This is a genomic window from Pseudomonas sp. PVC-5-1 (assembly GCF_057444345.1).
This window is the reverse complement of sequence record NZ_CM172024.1, coordinates 4114849-4133580: the sequence shown is the minus strand read 5'-3', so window position 1 is coordinate 4133580 and position 18732 is coordinate 4114849. Positions and strand designations below refer to the sequence as shown.

At 61.3% G+C, this 18732-nt stretch carries 22 protein-coding genes; 14 read left to right on the top strand and 8 right to left on the bottom strand.

Translation table 11 applies throughout. From position 1 onward, the window contains the following. Window position 1: 1 nt before the first annotated feature. Entirely contained in the window at window positions 2–1234 is a 1233-nt protein-coding gene (locus AC2T3R_RS18970) for a 3-methyl-2-oxobutanoate dehydrogenase (2-methylpropanoyl-transferring) subunit alpha (protein ID WP_013973636.1), read from the bottom strand. A 198-nt stretch (window positions 1235–1432) separates the two neighbouring features. Between AC2T3R_RS18970 and bkdR the strand changes: the two genes are divergently transcribed. Both bkdR and AC2T3R_RS18960 read left to right on the top strand, forming a co-directional pair. Then, window positions 1433–1918 carry a Bkd operon transcriptional regulator BkdR gene (gene bkdR / locus AC2T3R_RS18965; protein ID WP_012273540.1) on the top strand — a complete coding sequence of 162 codons (486 nt, stop codon included), beginning with the start codon at window positions 1433–1435 and terminating at the stop codon, window positions 1916–1918. A 272-nt stretch (window positions 1919–2190) separates the two neighbouring features. Next, window positions 2191–3531: an MFS transporter gene (locus AC2T3R_RS18960; RefSeq protein ID WP_003257254.1), complete on the top strand. Its 1341-nt coding sequence runs from the start codon at window positions 2191–2193 to the stop codon at window positions 3529–3531. A gap of 339 nt (window positions 3532–3870) precedes the next feature. Here the strand turns inward: AC2T3R_RS18960 and AC2T3R_RS18955 are convergent, their stop codons facing one another. From AC2T3R_RS18955 to flgA, 4 genes are all read right to left on the bottom strand, one after another. Further along, entirely contained in the window at window positions 3871–4614 is a 744-nt protein-coding gene (locus AC2T3R_RS18955; RefSeq protein WP_410952745.1) for a flagellar brake protein, read from the bottom strand. Between the two features lie 79 nt (window positions 4615–4693). Next, the gene (locus AC2T3R_RS18950) at window positions 4694–5161 is read right to left on the bottom strand and encodes a flagella synthesis protein FlgN (RefSeq protein ID WP_397461292.1); all 468 of its coding nucleotides are present in this window, start codon (window positions 5159–5161) and stop codon (window positions 4694–4696) included. A 49-nt stretch (window positions 5162–5210) separates the two neighbouring features. After that, window positions 5211–5525 (bottom strand): flagellar biosynthesis anti-sigma factor FlgM, encoded by a 315-nt coding sequence (gene flgM, locus AC2T3R_RS18945; RefSeq protein WP_023661394.1) that lies wholly within the window; start codon window positions 5523–5525, stop codon window positions 5211–5213. Between the two features lie 164 nt (window positions 5526–5689). Further along, a complete protein-coding gene (gene flgA, locus AC2T3R_RS18940) occupies window positions 5690–6442 on the bottom strand; it encodes a flagellar basal body P-ring formation chaperone FlgA (protein ID WP_013973630.1) in 753 nt (250 codons plus the stop codon). Window positions 6443–6519: 77 nt separating this feature from the next. Between flgA and AC2T3R_RS18935 the strand changes: the two genes are divergently transcribed. Next, window positions 6520–7449, top strand: coding sequence for a chemotaxis protein CheV (locus AC2T3R_RS18935; protein WP_013973629.1), 930 nt, complete (start codon window positions 6520–6522; stop codon window positions 7447–7449). Between the two features lie 51 nt (window positions 7450–7500). Further along, window positions 7501–8328 carry a protein-glutamate O-methyltransferase CheR gene (gene cheR, locus AC2T3R_RS18930; protein ID WP_023661396.1) on the top strand — a complete coding sequence of 276 codons (828 nt, stop codon included), beginning with the start codon at window positions 7501–7503 and terminating at the stop codon, window positions 8326–8328. 116 nt (window positions 8329–8444) lie between these two features. On the opposite strand, the gene AC2T3R_RS18925 is transcribed toward cheR, so the two are convergent. The 3 genes from AC2T3R_RS18925 to AC2T3R_RS18915 form a co-directional block, all read right to left on the bottom strand. Continuing rightward, window positions 8445–9062 (bottom strand): GAD-like domain-containing protein, encoded by a 618-nt coding sequence (locus tag AC2T3R_RS18925; RefSeq protein WP_410952747.1) that lies wholly within the window; start codon window positions 9060–9062, stop codon window positions 8445–8447. A 10-nt stretch (window positions 9063–9072) separates the two neighbouring features. Further along, on the bottom strand, window positions 9073–10419 hold the full coding sequence (locus AC2T3R_RS18920) for a DUF6861 domain-containing protein (protein WP_486744105.1): 1347 nt from the start codon (window positions 10417–10419) through the stop codon (window positions 9073–9075). A 67-nt stretch (window positions 10420–10486) separates the two neighbouring features. Next, window positions 10487–10690 carry a hypothetical protein gene (locus tag AC2T3R_RS18915; protein ID WP_486744104.1) on the bottom strand — a complete coding sequence of 68 codons (204 nt, stop codon included), beginning with the start codon at window positions 10688–10690 and terminating at the stop codon, window positions 10487–10489. Window positions 10691–10804: 114 nt separating this feature from the next. On the opposite strand from AC2T3R_RS18915, the gene flgB reads away from it, so the two are divergent. From flgB to flgJ, 10 genes are all read left to right on the top strand, one after another. Then, window positions 10805–11215, top strand: coding sequence for a flagellar basal body rod protein FlgB (gene flgB / locus AC2T3R_RS18910; protein ID WP_023661397.1), 411 nt, complete (start codon window positions 10805–10807; stop codon window positions 11213–11215). Window positions 11216–11217: 2 nt separating this feature from the next. After that, window positions 11218–11661, top strand: coding sequence for a flagellar basal body rod protein FlgC (gene flgC / locus AC2T3R_RS18905; protein ID WP_025340101.1), 444 nt, complete (start codon window positions 11218–11220; stop codon window positions 11659–11661). Window positions 11662–11673: 12 nt separating this feature from the next. Beyond that, entirely contained in the window at window positions 11674–12375 is a 702-nt protein-coding gene (gene flgD, locus AC2T3R_RS18900; RefSeq protein ID WP_397461289.1) for a flagellar hook assembly protein FlgD, read from the top strand. A 28-nt stretch (window positions 12376–12403) separates the two neighbouring features. Continuing rightward, window positions 12404–13726 carry a flagellar hook protein FlgE gene (flgE, locus tag AC2T3R_RS18895; RefSeq protein ID WP_023661398.1) on the top strand — a complete coding sequence of 441 codons (1323 nt, stop codon included), beginning with the start codon at window positions 12404–12406 and terminating at the stop codon, window positions 13724–13726. Window positions 13727–13786: 60 nt separating this feature from the next. Beyond that, entirely contained in the window at window positions 13787–13957 is a 171-nt protein-coding gene (locus AC2T3R_RS18890; protein WP_013973623.1) for a hypothetical protein, read from the top strand. Window positions 13958–14116: 159 nt separating this feature from the next. Next, window positions 14117–14857 (top strand): flagellar basal-body rod protein FlgF, encoded by a 741-nt coding sequence (flgF, locus tag AC2T3R_RS18885; RefSeq protein WP_013973622.1) that lies wholly within the window; start codon window positions 14117–14119, stop codon window positions 14855–14857. Between the two features lie 47 nt (window positions 14858–14904). After that, window positions 14905–15690, top strand: a complete 786-nt coding sequence (gene flgG, locus AC2T3R_RS18880; RefSeq protein ID WP_013973621.1) for a flagellar basal-body rod protein FlgG — start codon at window positions 14905–14907, stop codon at window positions 15688–15690. Window positions 15691–15740: 50 nt separating this feature from the next. Continuing rightward, window positions 15741–16436, top strand: coding sequence for a flagellar basal body L-ring protein FlgH (flgH, locus tag AC2T3R_RS18875; RefSeq protein ID WP_013973620.1), 696 nt, complete (start codon window positions 15741–15743; stop codon window positions 16434–16436). 12 nt (window positions 16437–16448) lie between these two features. After that, entirely contained in the window at window positions 16449–17558 is a 1110-nt protein-coding gene (locus AC2T3R_RS18870; RefSeq protein WP_015271237.1) for a flagellar basal body P-ring protein FlgI, read from the top strand. 11 nt (window positions 17559–17569) lie between these two features. Continuing rightward, window positions 17570–18724 (top strand): flagellar assembly peptidoglycan hydrolase FlgJ, encoded by a 1155-nt coding sequence (gene flgJ, locus AC2T3R_RS18865; protein WP_013973618.1) that lies wholly within the window; start codon window positions 17570–17572, stop codon window positions 18722–18724. Window positions 18725–18732: the final 8 nt, after the last annotated feature.

Here is an 18732-nt window from a genome sequence, read left to right as displayed (position 1 = left end):
CTCAAACCCCCAGTTCCTGGCGTTGACGGCGCAGGTGGTCGGGCATTTCCTTGTACACGTCCTCGAACATCGAGGCTGCACTCGGGATGTGACCGTTGGCCAGCGTGCCGTACTGCTCGGCTTCCTTCTGCGCGGCGATCACCGCGGCTTCCAGTTCGGCAGTGGTGGCCTGGTGTTCTTCCTCGGACCAGTGGCCGATCTTGATCAGGTGCTGCTTCAGGCGGGCGATCGGGTCGCCGAGCGGGAAGTGGCTCCAGTCATCGGCCGGGCGGTACTTGGACGGGTCGTCCGAGGTCGAGTGCGGGCCTGCACGGTAGGTGACCCACTCGATCAGGCTCGGGCCCAGGCCACGGCGGGCGCGTTCGGCGGCCCAGCGCGAGGCAGCGTACACGGCGACGAAGTCGTTGCCGTCGACTCGCAGCGAGGCAATGCCGCAACCCACGCCACGGCCGGCGAAGGTGGTCGACTCGCCACCGGCGATGGCCTGGAAGGTGGAGATCGCCCACTGGTTGTTGACCACGTTGAGTATTACCGGGGCGCGGTACACGTGGGCAAAGGTGAGGGCGGTGTGGAAGTCCGACTCGGCGGTTGCGCCGTCGCCGATCCACGCCGAGGCGATCTTGGTATCGCCCTTGATCGCCGAGGCCATGGCCCAGCCGACCGCCTGCACGAACTGGGTCGCCAGGTTACCGCTGATGGTGAAGAAACCGGCCTCGCGCACCGAATACATGATCGGCAGTTGGCGGCCCTTGAGCGGGTCGCGCTCGTTGGACAGCAACTGGCAGATCATCTCGACCAGCGACACGTCGCGGGCCATCAGGATGCTTTGCTGGCGGTAGGTGGGGAAGCACATGTCGGTGCGGTTCAGCGCCAGGGCCTGGCCGCTGCCGATGGCTTCTTCACCCAGGCTCTGCATGTAGAAGGACATCTTCTTCTGGCGCTGGGCGACCACCATGCGGCTATCGAAAATCCGCGTCTTGAGCATGGCGCGCATGCCCTGGCGGAGAACTTGCGGGTCGATGTCTTCGGCCCACGGGCCTTGCGCGTCGCCTTGCTCGTCGAGCACGCGGATCAGGCTGTAGGACAAATCCGCGGTGTCGGCAGCGTCGACATCGACTGGGGGTTTACGGGCTTGACCTGCATCGTTCAGGCGCAGGTAGGAGAAATCGGTCTGGCAGCCTGGCCGGCCGGTAGGCTCGGGCACATGCAAACGCAGGGGGGCGTACTCGTTCATGCTTTTTACGCTCGCTCGGGTATTTGTTTTTGTGAGCTCTGAAGCGGCCGCCGCTGAGTACCGGCTTGTGACTGGTAGGTCAGCGTCCCCTACATCTTAGTGGTCCGGCAGGAGAATTTTTCTCTCAAGTTGGTTGCCTTTGCCGAGCAGGGCAGATAAACATTCCGCATAAACACAAAAAACCGGTGATTTTGTCTCATGCGCAAACTCGATCGTACCGATATCGGCATTCTCAACAGCCTGCAGGAAAATGCCCGCATCACCAACGCCGAACTGGCCCGCTCGGTGAACCTGTCTCCCACGCCGTGCTTCAACCGGGTTCGGGCCATGGAGGAGCTGGGGGTGATCCGCCAGCAGGTGACCTTGCTGTCGCCCGAGGCGTTGGGGCTGGACGTGAACGTATTCATCCATGTGAGCCTGGAAAAACAGGTCGAGCAGTCGTTGCATCGATTCGAGGAAGAGATTGCCGAACGGCCCGAGGTGATGGAGTGCTACCTGATGACGGGCGATCCGGACTATCTGTTGCGGGTACTGCTGCCCAGCATCCAGGCGCTGGAACGGTTTCTGGATTATCTGACGCGGTTGCCGGGGGTGGCCAATATCCGTTCCAGTTTTGCCTTGAAGCAGGTGCGTTACAAGACGGCCCTGCCGCTGCCGGCCAATGGCATGACCTTGCGGGAATGAGGGCGGCTTCGACGGGGGAAGCCGGTTATCAGGCCAGCCGGATATTACTCGAATAGAAGTTGAGTATTTCTCCCGGTATTGCGCTTGCATTCAAAAACCGTGAGAGCGAAACGCTTGAGTGCAGTCCGGTGCACGTGCATGAACACGACATGACCGACACTGGACGCGCCCTTGATTCACGAATTGTCAGGCAGGGGACTGCGCCGCAGCAATTTTGCTTTTATGCTTGGCTGCAACCCATCGCCACCTGACCCGGGAGCCGCAAGGGACCTATGCGAAATATATGGAAGCCGTTTCAGTCGTTGTATTTCGCCGCGCTGATGATGTTGATCGGCTCGGGCCTGCTCAGTACCTACCTGGCCCTGCGCCTGGCAGCCGATCATGTCGACAGCCTGTGGGTGGGTGCCTTGATGGCGGCCAACTACTTTGGCCTGGCGGTAGGCGGCAAGGTCGGCCACCGGTTGATTGGCCGAGTAGGGCACATTCGCGCCTACGCCACTTGTGCTGGCATCGTCGGTGCGGCGGTGCTCGGCCATGGCTTGACCAGCTGGCTGCCGGCCTGGGTCGGGCTGCGGATGATCGTCGGCCTGGGGATGATGTGCCAGTACATGGTCATCGAAAGCTGGCTGAACGAGCAGGCCGATGTGAAGCACCGCGGCGCGGTGTTCAGCGGCTACATGATCGCCTCTTACCTGGGCCTGGTGCTCGGCCAGCTGATTTTGGTGGTGCACCCACAGCTTGGCCTGGAGCTGCTGATGCTGGTGGCCATGTGTTTCACCCTGTGCCTGGTGCCGGTGGCCATGACCCGGCGCATTCACCCCGCACCGTTGCGCCCGGCACCGATGGAGCCGAAGTTCTTCATCAAGCGGGTGCCGCAGTCGCTCAGCACGGTGCTGGGCTCAGGGCTGATCGTCGGCTCGTTCTATGGCCTGGCGCCCTTGTATGCCTCCAGCCAAGGCATGACTACCGAACAGGTCGGTCTGTTCATGGGTAGCTGCATTTTTGCCGGCCTGCTGGTGCAGTGGCCGCTGGGCTGGTTGTCTGACCGCTACGATCGGGCGGTGCTGATCCGCAGCGTGGCCGTGGGGTTGGCGCTGGCCTCGGCGCCACTTGCAATGCTGCCCAGTGTGCCGCTGGAGTTGCTGTTCGGCATAGGTTTCGTGATTTCGTTGCTGCAGTTCTGCCTCTACCCGCTGGCGGTGGCGTTTTCCAACGACCATGTGGAAAGCGAGCGGCGGGTGTCGCTGACCGCGATGCTGCTGGTGACCTACGGTGTGGGCGCGTGTATCGGGCCGCTGGCGGCAGGCGTGCTGATGAAGGTGCTGGGCCCGCAGATGCTGTATGCCTTCTTCGTGTTCTTTGCCCTGGTGCTGGTGTGGCGCATTCGTCCGAAGGCGGTCACCGGGCTGCACCAGGTGCAGGATGCGCCTTTGGGCCACGTTGCGATGCCGGCTGCCGGTTCGCCACTGTCGGCGGCGCTGGACCCACGGGTGGATGAGCAGACGGTGCAGGAGGTAATGCAGGCGCCGGTGGCGGCTGAGGATACCGAGGCGGAGGAGAAGGGGGCTGACAAGGAGCCTGAGCCGGAAGGTGAGGTCAGCAAGTCGGTGTAGGCCTGTGCCGGCCTCTTCGCGGGCACGCCCGCTCCCACAGCGACCGCGCAGCGTTCAAGGCATGCGTTGTACCTGTGGGAGAGCTGTCGCGTAGATAACTGGATCCGCAAGCAGTACGCGTACCCTGTGGGAGCGGCTTTAGCCGCGAAGAATCCAACGCGGTGCATGGCACCGGCTGCGCCGGTGTTCGCGGCTAAAGCCGCTCCCACAGAGTCCCTTCTAATTCAATGAGTTATGTGCAGTTCTGTGGGAGCGGGCATGCCCGCGAAGAGGCCGGCACAGGAGAATCACAAATGAAAACGCCACCTTGATAGGTGGCGTTTTGTACTCGGCCGACGATCAATAGTCGTCCTTGTCGAACCGCCGCGCTTCACGCTGCAACTGGTACACGAAGCTCTCGACCTTGCGCTGCGCCTGCCCGGTAAGGTTATGGAAGCGCACGCCGGCAAAGGTGGTATTGATCCGCTCTTCATAGTGCAGGTGGCGCAGCTCGACCATGGTATCGACCAGGCTCAGCGGGGTGCCTGCCTTGAAGCGTTCATATACCTGGCCCAGTTGCAGGCGATCCTCGACATTGCCTTCGAAGCGTAGTTTGCAGCCGGTGGCGGAGATGTCCAGCAGCTTCCCACGCAGGGCGCCGTTGCCCTTGAGGTGGGTGCCATCGAGGATGATATCGACCAGCTGCGATAGCTTCAGCGCGGCGCGGAAGGCATTGCGGCGCTGGTGGTAGGTCATCTCCTGAGGCATGGCGCCGCGGTAGCAGCGGTGGCCGTCGACTTCGCTGATCCTCAACGCATGGTTGCAGTCCCAGGCGATACGCACGCCATCATGGAAGCCTTCGACGCGGAAGTGTTCGCCGTTCTCGATGAATTTCTCACCATCGCGCGGAATCATCTCGTCCAGCGCCAGGATGTTGCTTTCACGGTCCACGTGCACCACGTAGCTCTGGAAGCGCTGGCTGCGGTCGTGGAAGGTGATGATCAGGGGGTCGTGGCTTTCCTGCAGCTGCCGCAAATTGGCCGCAATCTCCAAAGGGGTGTTCAGCACCTTTGGCGGCTGCGGGGCATCGGATTCATTGAACACGGCTTATCGTTCTCCAGGCAAAAGCGACACACGCAATTAACGGCATTTTGCCAGTATGTTCCGTGCCTTAATAGAAAAATCACACTTGGCTGAGCGCCCGTGGCTTGGCCAGCGGCGAGGTACTGCCGCGGCTGTCGTAGAGCGACGGAGAGTCTCCGCCCATGAGGATGCGGATCTGGTTGTTGGTGACGTGCTGCTGCACCTGGATGATCCGGCCATTGGTCTGGTTGACCTGCTGACAGCTGTCCATCAGCTGCGAAAGCATGTCGAGCCGCTGCAGCATCGTTTCGCCATGAGCCGATTGCGCAGCCAGCGCCTGCACACCTGCCCGATCTGCACTCAGGCCCAGGCTGCCGAGCAACTGGCTCCGGCGCTGGCCGTGCTGCTCGAGCAAGATGATCAACGACTGCTTGCGCGCCAGGATCTGCTCCAGCAGCGGCATGTCGCGGCCATGCAGGGCGATCGCTTCCTTTTGCAGAAGGTCAAGCAGTTCCTGCAGCGGGGCAATGTCATCTTCGATCAGTTGCAGCAAGGTGGTGTCGTGCATGGCTAACTCTTGGCTTTTCTAGCGTCCGTGAAGTCAGCGCGCCGAACGGTCAGCGCTGGGCTTCGAAATCGAGCAGTTTGCTGGCGACCCGGCCGGCATCGACCTGGTAGCTGCCGTCGGCGATCGCCTGTTTCAACTGGGCCACACGGGCACTGTTGACCACCGGCTCGTCGCGCAGCTTGTCGCTGATCTTCTGCAACTGCTGGGCCTCTTGGCTGAGGTGTACCGCTTCTCCGCTGGCGCTGGTGCCGGTTGCCGCTTCCTGGCTGGCTGCCGGTTTTTCGGCGCTGCCGGACGCGGTGTTGCCGCGCACGCCGCCCGTGACGGACGGAGAGTTATTCAAACGACTGAAGTCGATGACCATGATCAGAAACCTCTGGGTATTTGGACGCTTGCCTTGTTTTCGGCCAACCCGAAAGAAACTTTAGGCACAAATGCATAGCCGCCTGTCAGCAAGCTCGCGAACCCGTTTTCTGACACAGTTTAGGAAAAGCGGTTCCTCACCGCCAGCGCAAATCAATGGGCTGGCTACATACTCACCTCTACCTGTCCAGGGCCGGTCACCCTGGCCTTGATCACCCGTTTGGAATTGAGGTTGCGCACCCGGATCTGTTCGCTCAGGCCACCCTTGCTCAGGGCTTCCCCGGGCATGCGTACACTCAGGCTGCCGCTGCGGGCGATGATCACCACGTGGTCGCCCTTGCGCACCACTTCGGCCTGTTCCAGGTGTTGCGGGGTGAGTACTTGGTCGATCACCGTGGGCCGCAGCATCTTCATGCCCACCGCCTGCTCCAGTTCGGTCAGGAAGCCTTGGCCCAGGGTTCCGACATCCCGCTCGCGCAGGGCCACGTCGCCTTCGCCCACCACGTTGTCGCGCTTGAGTGGTCGGGTCACCACCACCACGTCGCGGAACAGCCGCACAGTGGCCGGCACGAACACGGTCCAGGGCGCCGAGCCTTCGCAGCGCACCTTCACCGTGACGCGGCCCAACGGCTGGGCCGGGCTTTCAAGCGAGGCGTCCAGCTGCTGGCTGCACAGCGGCATGCGCAGGCGCGGGTCCAGCGGGTTGACCTGGATCTCGTAACGGCCGGCGGTCTGGGTGGTGGCCAGATAATCTTCGACGCTGAATTCAAGAAACCCTTGAGTGACACCGATAAGTTGTTCAGGCAAGGTAAACGCGTCCGCTACCGTGCGAGCGCCGGGCACCAGCAGGCACAGCATGGCCAGCGAGCCAGTCAGCAGGCGCGTCAGTCGTCGGAAAAATGTCGTTTTCGTGTACATGGCGCTCAAAAAAGCAAAGCCCGTGCCGACTCGCTACCTGAGTTGCAACGAAAGGCTGAAACATAAAGGAGTCTGGCATGGCAGGTGTTATGGATTCGGTCAACCAGCGCACGCAGCTGGTGGGGCAGAATCGCCTGGAATTGCTGCTGTTCCGCCTCAATGGCGAACAGCTTTACGGCATCAACGTATTCAAGGTCAGGGAAGTGCTGCAATGCCCTGCGCTGACCCTGCTGCCCAAGGCGCACCCGGTGGTGCGTGGGGTTGCCAATATTCGCGGGGCGACCATCCCGATCCTCGACCTGTCGATGGCCACCGGATTGCGGCCGCTGCAGGAAGACACGCGCAACAGTTTCGTGATCATCACCGAGTACAACACCAAGACCCAAGGCTTCCTGGTGCATTCGGTGGAGCGCATCGTCAACATGAACTGGGAAGAGATCCATCCGCCACCCAAGGGCACTGGCCGCGACCACTACCTGACCGCGGTCACCCGGGTGGACAACCGCATGGTCGAGATCATCGATGTGGAGAAGGTGCTGGCCGAAGTGGCGCCGTCCTCCGAGTCGGTGTCGGCCGGTGTGATCGATGCCGAGGTGCAGGACAAGGCCGTGCTGCTGCGGGTGCTCACCGTCGACGATTCGTCGGTGGCGCGCAAACAGGTCAGCCGCTGCCTGCAGACCGTGGGGGTCGAGGTGGTGGCGCTCAATGACGGCCGTCAGGCCCTGAACTACCTGCGCCAGCTGGTGGATGAGGGCAAGAAGCCGGAAGAAGAGTTCCTGATGATGATCTCGGACATTGAAATGCCGGAAATGGACGGCTATACGCTAACGGCAGAGATCCGCAGTGACCCACGCATGCAAAAATTGCACATCTGCCTGCATACTTCGCTTTCCGGGGTGTTCAACCAGGCGATGGTCAAGAAGGTCGGTGCCGATGACTTCCTGGCCAAGTTCAAGCCGGACGACCTGGCCCAGCGGGTGGTCGACCGGATCAAGGCGGCGCATTGAAGCAGCCGGGGGCAGGCCCCCGGCACCAGTGATTGAAAAGAGGCGGCAGTAGTGTCTACGGGTAATTTGGATTTCGAACAGTTCCGGGTCTTCCTGGAGAAAGCCTGTGGCATCCTGCTGGGCGAGAATAAGCAGTATCTGGTTTCCAGCCGTCTCAACAAGCTGATGGAGCAACAGGGCATCAAGAGCCTGGGCGAACTGGTGCAGCGCATCCAGGCCCAACCGCGCGGCGGCTTGCGCGAGCAGGTGGTCGATGCCATGACCACCAACGAGACCCTGTGGTTTCGCGATACCTACCCGTTCGAGGTGCTGAAGAACAAGGTCATCCCCGAGTTCATCCGCAACAACCCTGGCCAGCGCCTGCGCATGTGGTCGGCGGCCTGTTCGTCGGGGCAGGAGCCGTATTCCATCTCCATGGCTATCGACGAGTTCGAACGCAGCAACCTCGGCCAGTTGAAGATGGGCGCGCAAATCGTGGCCACCGACCTGTCCGGCACCATGCTGACCAACTGCAAGACCGGCGAGTACGACAGCCTGGCGATTGCCCGTGGCTTGTCCCAGGAGCGCCTGCAGCGCTACTTCGAAACCAAGGGGCCGGGGCGCTGGGCAGTCAAGCCGGCGATTCGCAGCCGTGTCGAGTTCCGCTCGTTCAACCTGCTCGACAGCTATGCCAGCCTGGGCAAGTTCGATGTGGTGTTCTGCCGTAACGTGCTCATCTACTTCTCGGCGCAGGTGAAGAAGGACATCCTGTTACGTATCCACAGTACCTTGAAGCCGGGCGGCTATCTGTTCCTCGGGGCTTCCGAGGCGCTGAACGGGCTGCCGGACCATTACCAGATGGTGCAGTGCAGTCCGGGGATCATCTACCAGGCGAAGTGAGTCGGCTATCTCCGTGAGATGAAATTTTGCGGTAATCAGGAGTGGGTCCCAAGCGCCTGGCGGCGCTTGGTCCATTGCTGGTCGATGCGGGAAGGCTGTGCTTGTAGATAAATTGCCTAAAAGTCGGAAAGGGCGAATGGCTTGAGTTCGGATATTTGCGATAGGAGCATCAAGTGCTCCACAATTTTTACTTTCGCCAAATGGTCAAGATTATCAGGGCCGCCAAGCATGATGGCGGGGGTGAAACCATACATCTCGTCAGGGCCTAGCTGGCCAAGTTTTTGTCGAGCCGGCTTGAATAGGTCGCCGTAGTCGTTGGTATCTACCCGCTTGGATGCCATGAAGGCCTTAACCCCCTTGTTCATTTTGTCTCCAACGTAAATGGAGTTATGAACTCTGTAGCGCGAAAGCACGCTCGTGATTTTGAGTGATGCGCCTGTCTTCTCTCCCCAGAGGTACAAGTCTCCAAAGGCGCTTCTGGCAATCACGTGATAGTTGTCGATGGTTTCGAGCGCGGTGCCTTCAAGCCAGGATGCTACAATGCCATTATACTCCTGTGGGTTGACCATCCAGAAAATCCCATCGCCATAACCGCACCATCCATGCTCGCTCCAATACTCCAGTAGCTGATCAGGCAGTGTCCCGCGATAGCGCTGAATGCTCGATACTGGGACTTCTCGGCGCTCTATGGTATTGCCAAACTCTTCTAGAAAAACAGAAAAAGCCTCATCCATTTATTGTCTCCTAGCATTTGTGAAGATTTACATTTATCAACGTTCTGCCACGAGAGGATTCTGGTATTGCCGCTGCGGCATTTCTTAGGTTCTCGACCTTAGTCTTCCATTGTGGTCCGATACTTGAGTTGACCTGCCGATCTCCAAAATCAGCAATGACATCTTTCCCGCCGGCTACAAGGTCAGGGTTGTGCAGGGCTGCAAGGCTTGCCATGGTTTTCTTTGCCCTCTTAGCTGCTTCTGCTTTTGCAGCTCTATATCCCATTGATTCCTGTAACTCTTCTTCCAGTCGCTGGGTCAGTGCTTCTTCCAGCTCTTTGCGCGCTCTTTTTGCCGCGCTAGGGCTCCGCTTTACGGGGTTGGCAATATTCTCGAGAAACTCCTCAACCGTCAGCCGGTTCAACCCTTCCTGCTGCCCTTTCAACTGCCGTTCAAACTCGCCATGCTTGGATACTGGCAATTTGTCTGCCTTGAAGCACGCCACGGTATGCAACGGCATGCTACCGGGCTTCCCTGTCGAGGGCTCCTTGTCTTTCCCTGCCGGCCGATCAGGCTGCATCGGTTGCGGCTCACCCACCACCCCCTTGCGCCGCTCCGGCACCTGCAGGTCCGGCCGTTGCTTCAACCCTTCTTCATGCTTGAGCATCCATTGCCCCAGCCGCGCACCTTTGCGGCTGGCCGCCATTTCCTGGGCCAGCACCCGGGCATCGCCGCGGCCGCGGGTGAGGTACGACACGATCGCCCCCAGCAACAGCAGCACGACCTCCACATGACCTTGGGCAATCTGATGCGTGGCCCGGGATATCGCATAGGGGTCGTCCCGGCAGAACGGGCCCGTGCCTTCATTGCCGCAGGTGCCTTCCCAAGCGAAGCGAATGCCGTCGACGTAGTACTCGCCGATACGCGGCAAGCCCTCGATGAAGAACTCGGCGATGGAGGCCAGCCCCAGCGCGCCGAGGATCCAGCCACTGACCTTGAGGCCCATGGCCGCGCCCGCGCCGGCGAACGGAATGGTTCCGGCGCCGCCGGCGAATGCGCCAACCCCCGCGCCAAGCAGGCCACCGGTAATGGTGCTGCCGGCGACGATCATCGCCATCTGCCGCACGACCATCAGCAGTTCGTCGACGATGCTGTTGATGTCGAGGTCGGCGAAGCGCTGGCGCAGCACGTGCGCCGCCTGCCATTCGGCGTGGTAGAAGGCTGTGCGGACGGCTTCGATCCGGCGCAGGTTGAGGCCTAGCGAGGCGACCTCTTCATTGAGGCTGGTGCGGAACTGGCCACCGCTTTGGTAGCCCACCATGGCGATGACACGTGACTCGATCTCGTGCCAGGAGGGCACGAGGTAATCCAGGTACATGAGGTGTCTCCCTGACAGCGTGTACAGGGGGAAATCCCATCATGGATTCGGATCGGAGGTTTCTGAGTCAGCTGTAGGAAAAGGCGACTTCATTCCCGGCATGTTCGGCGAAGTTCATGTGTATGTGCTGTGAGAGGGCGGGGCAGGTGTCCGTGGTTGGTGGTGATGGCTGCTCATTGACGTCAAATTTTTGTTTTGCCGCTTCTGCCGCCCGGCAATTGCCGCTTTCGCGGCCGAAGGCGGAAGGCCTTTGCCGCTTTTCTGGCATCACTCTGACAGCACCTCGCTCTGCAAGCCCGTATTTCCGGGCTTTCGGTTGTTTGGCACAGCCCTTGCTACACCTTGGCCAACGATATTCCGGTCAACCTCCGAAGGTTTCCCCGACATGAGCATCAGCTTCGACAAGGCGCTTGGTATTCACGAAAAGGCTCTGGGCTTCCGCGCCCAGCGTGCCGAAGTGCTGGCCAACAACATCGCCAACGCCGACACGCCCAATTACAAGGCGCGAGACATGGACTTCGCTTCGGTGCTCGCTGCCGAGAGCGACAAGCAGCAGAGCGGCGGCCGTTTCAGCCTGGATCGTACCAACAGCCGCCATATCGAGGCCGAGGGCCTGGCCATGGTTGACGATACCCTCAAGTACCGCACGCCAACGCAGCCGTCGATCGACCAGAACACCGTGGACGCGCAGATCGAGCAATCGAACTACACCGAAAACGCCATCGGCTTCCAGGCCAGCTTCACTTTGCTCAACAGTAAATTCAAAGGGCTGGTTTCGGCCCTGCGGGGAGAATGACCATGTCCCTTTCCAGTGTCTTCAACATTGCCGGTAGCGGCATGAGTGCGCAGAACACGCGCCTGAACACCGTTGCTTCCAACATCGCCAACGCCGAGACGGTGTCCTCGAGCATCGACCAGACCTACCGCGCCCGCCACCCGGTGTTCGCCACCACCTTCCAGGACGCGCAGGCCGGCGGTAGCCAGTCGCTGTTCGAAGACCAGGGCGAGGCAGGGCAGGGCGTGCAGGTAAAAGGCATCGTCGAGGATCAAAGCAACCTGGAGGCCCGTTACGAGCCCAACCACCCAGCGGCGAACAAGGACGGTTACGTCTACTACCCGAACGTCAACGTGGTCGAAGAGATGGCTGACATGATCTCCGCCAGCCGCGCGTTCCAGACCAACGCCGAGCTGATGAATACGGCCAAGAGCATGATGCAGAAAGTCCTGACCCTGGGGCAGTGATAGGAAGCCGACATGACCACCACCAATTCCACCACCGAGGCCGGTAGCGCGTACCTGACCTCGCTGCAGAAGCAGACGTCGAAGACCGACAGCAGCACAGGCAGCGCCGGCAGCGCCTTGGGCAAGGATGCATTCCTGCAGTTGCTGGTTACCCAGATGAAGAACCAGAACCCGCTCGACCCGCAGGAGAACGGCGAGTTCGTGGCGCAGCTGGCGCAGTTCAGCAGCCTCGAAAGCATGCAGTCTCTGAATGATTCGGTGACCAGTATCGCGGCCGGTTTGCAGTCATCCCAGGCCTTGCAGGCGTCGTCACTGGTCGGGCGCAACGTAATTGTCGAGACCAACAAGGCTCTGGTCGACACCAGCAAGGAAATGAAAGGTACGGTCAATCTGACGTCGTCCAGTACTGCCACTTCGGTGGGCATCTACGACAAGGACGACAAGCTGGTGCGCACCATCGACCTGGGTACGCAGAAAGCCGGCAAGATCGACTTTACCTGGAATGGCCTGAATGACGACGGCGAAGCCGTCGCAGCAGGTGCCTACACCTTCAAGGCCACCGCCTCGATCGATGGCAAGGCCACCACCATGACCACCAACCTGCCGGCCTCGGTCACCAGTGTGACCATGGGCACCAACGGTTCGGAGATGACGCTCAACCTGGCTGGGCTGGGCAGTGTTGCGCTTTCCAAAATCCAAAGCATCGGCATCTAGGGCCTGAGCAAAACGACAGGAGTTACACATGTCTTTCAATACCGGCCTTAGCGGCCTCTATGCAGCGAACAAGGCCCTGAACGTTACCGGCAACAACATTGCCAACGTTGCCACCACCGGCTTCAAATCGTCGCGTGCCGAATTCGCCGACCAGTATTCCAACTCCATTCGCGGCACCAGCGCCGGCAAGACCGTGGTGGGCACTGGTGTGAAGACTGCTGCGGTGTCGCAGATGTTCTCCCCGGGCAATATCAACGGCACCGGCCAGGCCTTGGACATGGCCATCGATGGCAACGGCTTCTTCGTGATGAGCGACGGCGGTTCGAAGATCTACACCCGTGCCGGTGCGTTCTACAGCGACAAGGATGGTTACGTGGTCAACTCGTCGGGCGCCAACCTGCAAGGTTATGCAGTGGATGCCAATGGCAAGATCATGCAGGGCGTGCTGACCAACCTGCAGATCGATACCTCGAACCTGACGCCCAATCCGACCGGAAAAATCTCCGAGAACGTCAACCTGAACTCCAGTGCCACCGCGCCGGCCGTGACGCCGTTCGATCCCACCAATACCGGCAGCTACAACTACACATTCAACACCGACGTTTACGACAGCCAGGGTAACGCGCACCAGTTGAACCAGTACTTCGTCAAGGATGCCAGCAGCAACTCCTGGACCATGTACACCACCATCGATGGGCGTAACCCGGCCGACCCGACCTTGACCACGCCACTGACCAACAAGCTGCCGTTCAAGTCTGACGGCACCCTGGACACCGCGGCCATGACCGCAGGCCCGGTAGCCGGTGGCATGACCATCGCTGCCGACAAGACCTTCACCCTGGGCAACTGGATCCCGGCGCAGAAGAACGCTGCCGGCGTATGGAGCCCGAACGGCGCCACTGCCAACCTGGCCGGGGTGAACCTGGACATGCTCGGCACCACTCAGTACAACGCGGCAAGCGCCACCACCGCCAAGAGCCAGGACGGCTTCGCTACCGGTGAGCTGTCGGGCCTGACCATCGATCAAAGCGGCAACATGTTCGCCAACTTCACCAACGGCCAGGACAAGGTAATCGGCCAGGTGGCCATCGCCAACTTCGCCAACCTGCAGGGCCTGACGCCGATTGGCGGTACCAGCTGGCAAGAGTCCTACGCCTCGGGTGTGCCGGTAATCGGCGCTCCGGACACGGGTACTCTTGGCCAGATCAGTGGCGGTGCGCTGGAAGACTCCAACGTCGACCTGACCGGCGAGCTGGTCAACCTGATCAAGGCACAGAGCAACTATCAGGCCAACGCCAAGACCATCTCCACCGAAAGCACCATCATGCAGACCATCATCCAGATGGCCTGATGGTCATTGGGGCCGCAAAGCGGCCCCAAATTCTCGAGGTCCCAACGCATGAAACGGCTAATGCTCACAATCCTGTTGACCATGGCCCTGCCGCTCGCGGCCGCTCCCGCCCCGTTCTACCAATGGCAAAGCCTGGCCACCGGTCGCTACATGTGCTCGGCCAGCAGTCCGGGCGAAGGCTGGGTGCGCCATTCCGGTCCCTACAACAACGCCGCTTGCCGCACCTTCTAAGCAAACCCTTGCCGCAGGCGGCAAACATCCGCCGACAAACTGACGTTTATTGCCCCTCACTATGCTGAACCCCCTGTAAACAAGGGCTTTCAGAGTTGGTTCGATTATTGCTTTGACCTGCGCAGTGACAGCGCGGCAGCTACGCGCAGAGGAGATGCTGTGGACAAACTGCTTTATGTGGCCATGACCGGCGCCAGCCAGAACGCGCTGGCACAGAAGGCCCACGCCAACAACCTGGCGAACATTTCCACCAACGGTTTCCAGCGTGACCTGGAGCAGGCACGTTCGATGCCGGTGTTCGGCGACAGCTTTCCGTCGCGCGCCTTTGCCATGACCGAACGCCCGGCCACCGACTTCAGTGAGGGCCCAATGGTCGAGACCGGCCGCGACCTGGATGTGGCGGTGACCGGCAAGGGGTTCATTGCCGTGCAGGCGCCCGATGGCAGCGAAGCCTACGTGCGTACCGGCAGCTTGAACATCGATGCCCTTGGCGTGCTGCGTGCCGGCAATGGCATGCCGGTGATCGGTAATGGTGGCCCGATCGCCATTCCGCCGGAGCAGAAGGTGGAAGTGGGCGCCGACGGCACCATCAGCATTCGCTCCATGGGTGAAGACCCGCGGGTGATGGCCGAGGTCGACCGCATCAAGCTGGTCAACCCAGACACCAAAGGCCTGACCAAGGGCCTGGACGGCTTGATCCATACCCGCGACGGTCAGCCGGCCGACGCCGACGTCAACGTGCGGGTGGTGTCGGGTTTCCTGGAAGGCAGCAACGTCAATGCCGTCGAGGAAATGACCTCGGTGCTGGCGCTGTCCCGTCAGTTCGAACTGCACGTCAAGATGATGAATACGGCCAAGGAAGGCGACGAAGCCATGGCTCGGGTTTTGCAAATCGGCTAATCACTTTTGAACGGGTGCCGTAAAACAGGCGCACGAGGAGAATCAACATGCTTCCGGCTCTTTGGGTCGCTAAAACCGGCCTGTCCGCCCAGGACACCAACCTGACGGTCATTTCCAACAACCTGGCCAACGTTTCGACCACTGGTTTCAAACGTGACCGCGCCGAGTTCCAGGACCTGCTGTACCAGATCCGCCGTCAGCCTGGCGCCCAGTCTACGCAGGATAGCGAGCTGCCCTCGGGCCTGCAGGTCGGTACCGGTGTGCGTATTGTCGGCACCCAGAAAAGTTTCGTTGCCGGCAGCCTGCAGACCACCGAAAACCCGCTGGACATGGCGGTCAACGGCCGTGGCTTCTTCCAGATCCTGCAACCGGACGGCACAGTTTCGTATACCCGTGACGGTACCTTCCACCTGAACTCCGACGGCCAGATCGTCACCGCCAACGGTTACGCGCTGGAGCCTGCCATCGTCGTGCCGAACGACGCGCAGACCTTCACCGTCGGCCAGGACGGCACGGTGTCGATCACCACCGCCGGCAATCCGGCTGCGCAGGTGATCGGCAACATCCAGACCGCCGACTTCATCAACCCGGCGGGCCTGCAGGCGATTGGCGACAACCTTTTCCTCGAGACCGCTGCCAGTGGCGCGCCGCAGGTTGGCACCCCGGGCCTGAACGGGTTCGGCACCACCCTGCAGCAGACCCTGGAAAACTCCAACGTCAGCACCGTGGAAGAGTTGGTGAACATGATCACCACCCAGCGTGCCTACGAGATGAACTCCAAGGTCATTTCCACGGCTGACCAGATGCTGTCGTTCGTTACTCAACAGCTCTGAAGCAGGCAGCTCTAACCCCGTCACTCCGTTGCACCCGTGAGGTAAGCGTCATGAATCGTCTGTTGTCCGTTTTCGCCCTGGGGGGGGCGGTGTTGCTGGCAGGCTGCGTCGCGCCGACGCCCAAGCCCAACGACCCGTACTACGCGCCGGTACTGCCGCGCACCCCGTTGCCGGCAGCGGCCAACAACGGTTCGATCTACCAGGCCGGTTTCGAGCAGAACCTGTACAGCGACCGCAAGGCGTTCCGGGTGGGTGACATCATCACCATCACCCTCAACGAGCGCACATCGGCCAGCAAGAACGCCGGCTCGCAGATTCAGAAAAACAGCAACGCCAACATCGGCCTGACGTCATTGTTCGGCAGCACGCCGAGCACCAACAACCCGTTCGGCAGCGGTGACCTGTCGCTGGAGGCCGGCTACAGCGGCGAGCGCGCCACCAAGGGCGACAGCAAGGCCACCCAGGGCAACACCCTGACCGGTTCCATCACCGTGACCGTGGCCGAAGTGCTGCCCAACGGCATCATCGCCGTGCGCGGAGAGAAGTGGCTGACCCTGAACACCGGCGAAGAGCTGGTGCGCATTGCCGGCATGATCCGCGCCGACGACATCGCCACCGACAACACCGTGCCGTCCACCCGTGTGGCCGACGCGCGCATCACCTATTCCGGTACCGGCTCGTTCGCCGATGCCAGCCAGCCCGGGTGGCTGGACCGCTTCTTCATCAGCCCGCTTTGGCCTTTCTGAGTACGGATGACCATGTTCAACGTGAGGCAGCTGATTGCCGCAACCCTGCTCCTGTCCTGTGCTTTTGGCGCCCAGGCCGAGCGCCTGAAGGACATCGCCAGCATTTCTGGCGTGCGCTCCAACCAGCTGATCGGTTACGGCCTGGTGGTGGGGCTCAACGGCACGGGTGACCAGACCACCCAGACGCCATTCACCCTGCAGACCTTCAACAACATGCTGTCGCAGTTCGGCATCAAGGTGCCGGCCGGCTCCGGTAACGTGCAGCTGAAAAACGTTGCAGCAGTGTCGGTGCATGCCGACCTGCCAGCGTTCGCCAAGCCAGGCCAGGTGGTGGACATTACCGTGTCCTCGATTGGTAACTCCAAGAGCCTGCGCGGTGGCAGCCTGCTGATGACCCCGCTCAAGGGTATCGATGGCAACGTCTATGCCGTGGCCCAGGGCAACCTGGTGGTGGGCGGCTTCGATGCCGAGGGCCGTGACGGTTCGAAGATCACCGTCAACGTTCCGTCAGCTGGTCGCATCCCTGGCGGTGCTACCGTCGAGCGTGCGGTGCCGAGCGGCTTCAACCAGGGCAACAGCCTCACCCTGAACCTCAACCGCCCCGACTTCACCACCGCCAAGCGCATCGTCGACAAGGTCAACGACCTGCTCGGCCCGGGCGTGGCCCAGGCCGTGGACGGCGGTTCGGTGCGTGTCACTGCGCCGATGGACCCTAGCCAGCGCGTGGACTACCTGTCGATCCTCGAGAACCTCGAGATCGACCCGGGCCAGGCGGTCGCCAAGGTCATCATCAACTCGCGTACCGGCACCATCGTCATCGGCCAGAACGTCAAGGTGTCGCCGGCCGCGGTGACCCACGGCAGCCTGACCGTGACCATTACCGAAGACCCGATCGTCAGCCAGCCGGGGCCGTTCTCCAACGGCCAGACCGCCGTGGTGCCGCGCTCGCGGGTCAATGCCGAGCAGGAAGCCAAGCCGATGTTCAAGTTCGGCCCGGGCACCACGCTGGATGAAATCGTCCGCGCGGTGAACCAGGTGGGCGCAGCGCCCAGCGACCTGATGGCCATCCTCGAAGCCCTGAAACAGGCCGGCGCGTTGCAGGCCGACCTGATCGTGATCTGAGGACGGTGCGGATGAACAGCAAAAGCCTGGTTTCAGGTAGCGTCGACAGCGGCGCCTACACCGACCTCAACCGCCTCAGCTCGCTGAAGGTGGGTGACCGCGACAGCGAAGCCAACGTGCGCAAGGTGGCCCAGGAGTTCGAATCGCTGTTCATCAGCGAAATGCTCAAGGCCTCGCGCAAGGCCAGTGACGTGCTGGCCGACGACAACCCGATGAACACCGAAACGGTGAAGCAGTACCGCGACATGTACGACCAGCAGTTGGCCGTGAGCATGTCCCGCGAAGGTGGAGGTATTGGCCTGCAGGATGTGCTGGTACGCCAGTTGACCAAAGGCCGTAGTGCGTCCATCAACACCAGCCCGTTCCCACGGGCCGATGCCAGTGGCCCGGCATTGTGGGGCAGCAAGGTGGCGGAGCCGGCGCATGCCGCTGATTCGGCGTCTGGCCGCAACGATGTTGCCGCGCTCAATGCGCGGCGACTGGCGTTGCCGAGCAAACTCACCGACCGCCTGCTGGCCGGCATCGTGCCGTCGGCGGCCACCGCTAACAGCGCTGCCGTGCCGGCCCGTGACGGTCAGCAGGTAGCCCAGGCCTTCGCCGTGCCGGACAACGGCCTGCGCATACTTGGCCGCGCCGTGGCCCAACCGCCACTGGCCCCGAACAAGGCCTTTGCCGACAGTGACGAGTTCGTCGCCACCATGCTGCCGATGGCCGAGCAGGCTGCCAAACGCATTGGTATCGACCCGCGCTACCTGGTGGCCCAGGCCGCTCTGGAAACCGGCTGGGGCAAATCGGTAATGCGCAATACCGATGGCAGCAGCAGCCACAACCTGTTCGGCATCAAGGCCACCGGCAACTGGCAGGGCGAGCAAGCGCGGGCGATCACCAGCGAGTTCCGTGACGGCCAGTTCGTCAAGGAAACGGCTGCATTCCGCAGCTACGACTCATACCAGGACAGCTTCCACGACCTGGTAAGCCTGTTGCAGAGCAATTCCCGCTATCAAGATGCCCTGAATTCGGCCGATAACCCTGAGCAGTTTGCAAGAGAGCTGCAAAAGGCAGGTTATGCGACCGACCCGGGCTATGCGAAAAAAATCATCAGCATTGCCCGGCAAATGCAAGCAACCCCGCAATACGCCATGGCTGGCAGAACCACGAATCTATAAAAGGACTA

Coding starts and splice junctions, on each gene's coding strand:
- flgH (WP_013973620.1), top strand. CDS start 15,741: ATGAATCGTCTGTTGTCCGTTTTCGCCCTGGGGGGGGCGGTGTTGCTG.
- flgC (WP_025340101.1), top strand. CDS start 11,218: ATGTCCCTTTCCAGTGTCTTCAACATTGCCGGTAGCGGCATGAGTGCG.
- bkdR (WP_012273540.1), top strand. CDS start 1,433: ATGCGCAAACTCGATCGTACCGATATCGGCATTCTCAACAGCCTGCAG.
- flgM (WP_023661394.1), bottom strand. CDS start 5,525: ATGGTCATCGACTTCAGTCGTTTGAATAACTCTCCGTCCGTCACGGGC.
- flgB (WP_023661397.1), top strand. CDS start 10,805: ATGAGCATCAGCTTCGACAAGGCGCTTGGTATTCACGAAAAGGCTCTG.
- AC2T3R_RS18870 (WP_015271237.1), top strand. CDS start 16,449: ATGTTCAACGTGAGGCAGCTGATTGCCGCAACCCTGCTCCTGTCCTGT.
- AC2T3R_RS18925 (WP_410952747.1), bottom strand. CDS start 9,062: ATGGATGAGGCTTTTTCTGTTTTTCTAGAAGAGTTTGGCAATACCATA.
- AC2T3R_RS18890 (WP_013973623.1), top strand. CDS start 13,787: ATGCTCACAATCCTGTTGACCATGGCCCTGCCGCTCGCGGCCGCTCCC.
- flgG (WP_013973621.1), top strand. CDS start 14,905: ATGCTTCCGGCTCTTTGGGTCGCTAAAACCGGCCTGTCCGCCCAGGAC.
- flgE (WP_023661398.1), top strand. CDS start 12,404: ATGTCTTTCAATACCGGCCTTAGCGGCCTCTATGCAGCGAACAAGGCC.
- AC2T3R_RS18970 (WP_013973636.1), bottom strand. CDS start 1,234: ATGAACGAGTACGCCCCCCTGCGTTTGCATGTGCCCGAGCCTACCGGC.
- AC2T3R_RS18960 (WP_003257254.1), top strand. CDS start 2,191: ATGCGAAATATATGGAAGCCGTTTCAGTCGTTGTATTTCGCCGCGCTG.
- flgD (WP_397461289.1), top strand. CDS start 11,674: ATGACCACCACCAATTCCACCACCGAGGCCGGTAGCGCGTACCTGACC.
- flgA (WP_013973630.1), bottom strand. CDS start 6,442: ATGTACACGAAAACGACATTTTTCCGACGACTGACGCGCCTGCTGACT.
- flgJ (WP_013973618.1), top strand. CDS start 17,570: ATGAACAGCAAAAGCCTGGTTTCAGGTAGCGTCGACAGCGGCGCCTAC.
- AC2T3R_RS18935 (WP_013973629.1), top strand. CDS start 6,520: ATGGCAGGTGTTATGGATTCGGTCAACCAGCGCACGCAGCTGGTGGGG.
- AC2T3R_RS18920 (WP_486744105.1), bottom strand. CDS start 10,419: ATGTACCTGGATTACCTCGTGCCCTCCTGGCACGAGATCGAGTCACGT.
- AC2T3R_RS18950 (WP_397461292.1), bottom strand. CDS start 5,161: ATGCACGACACCACCTTGCTGCAACTGATCGAAGATGACATTGCCCCG.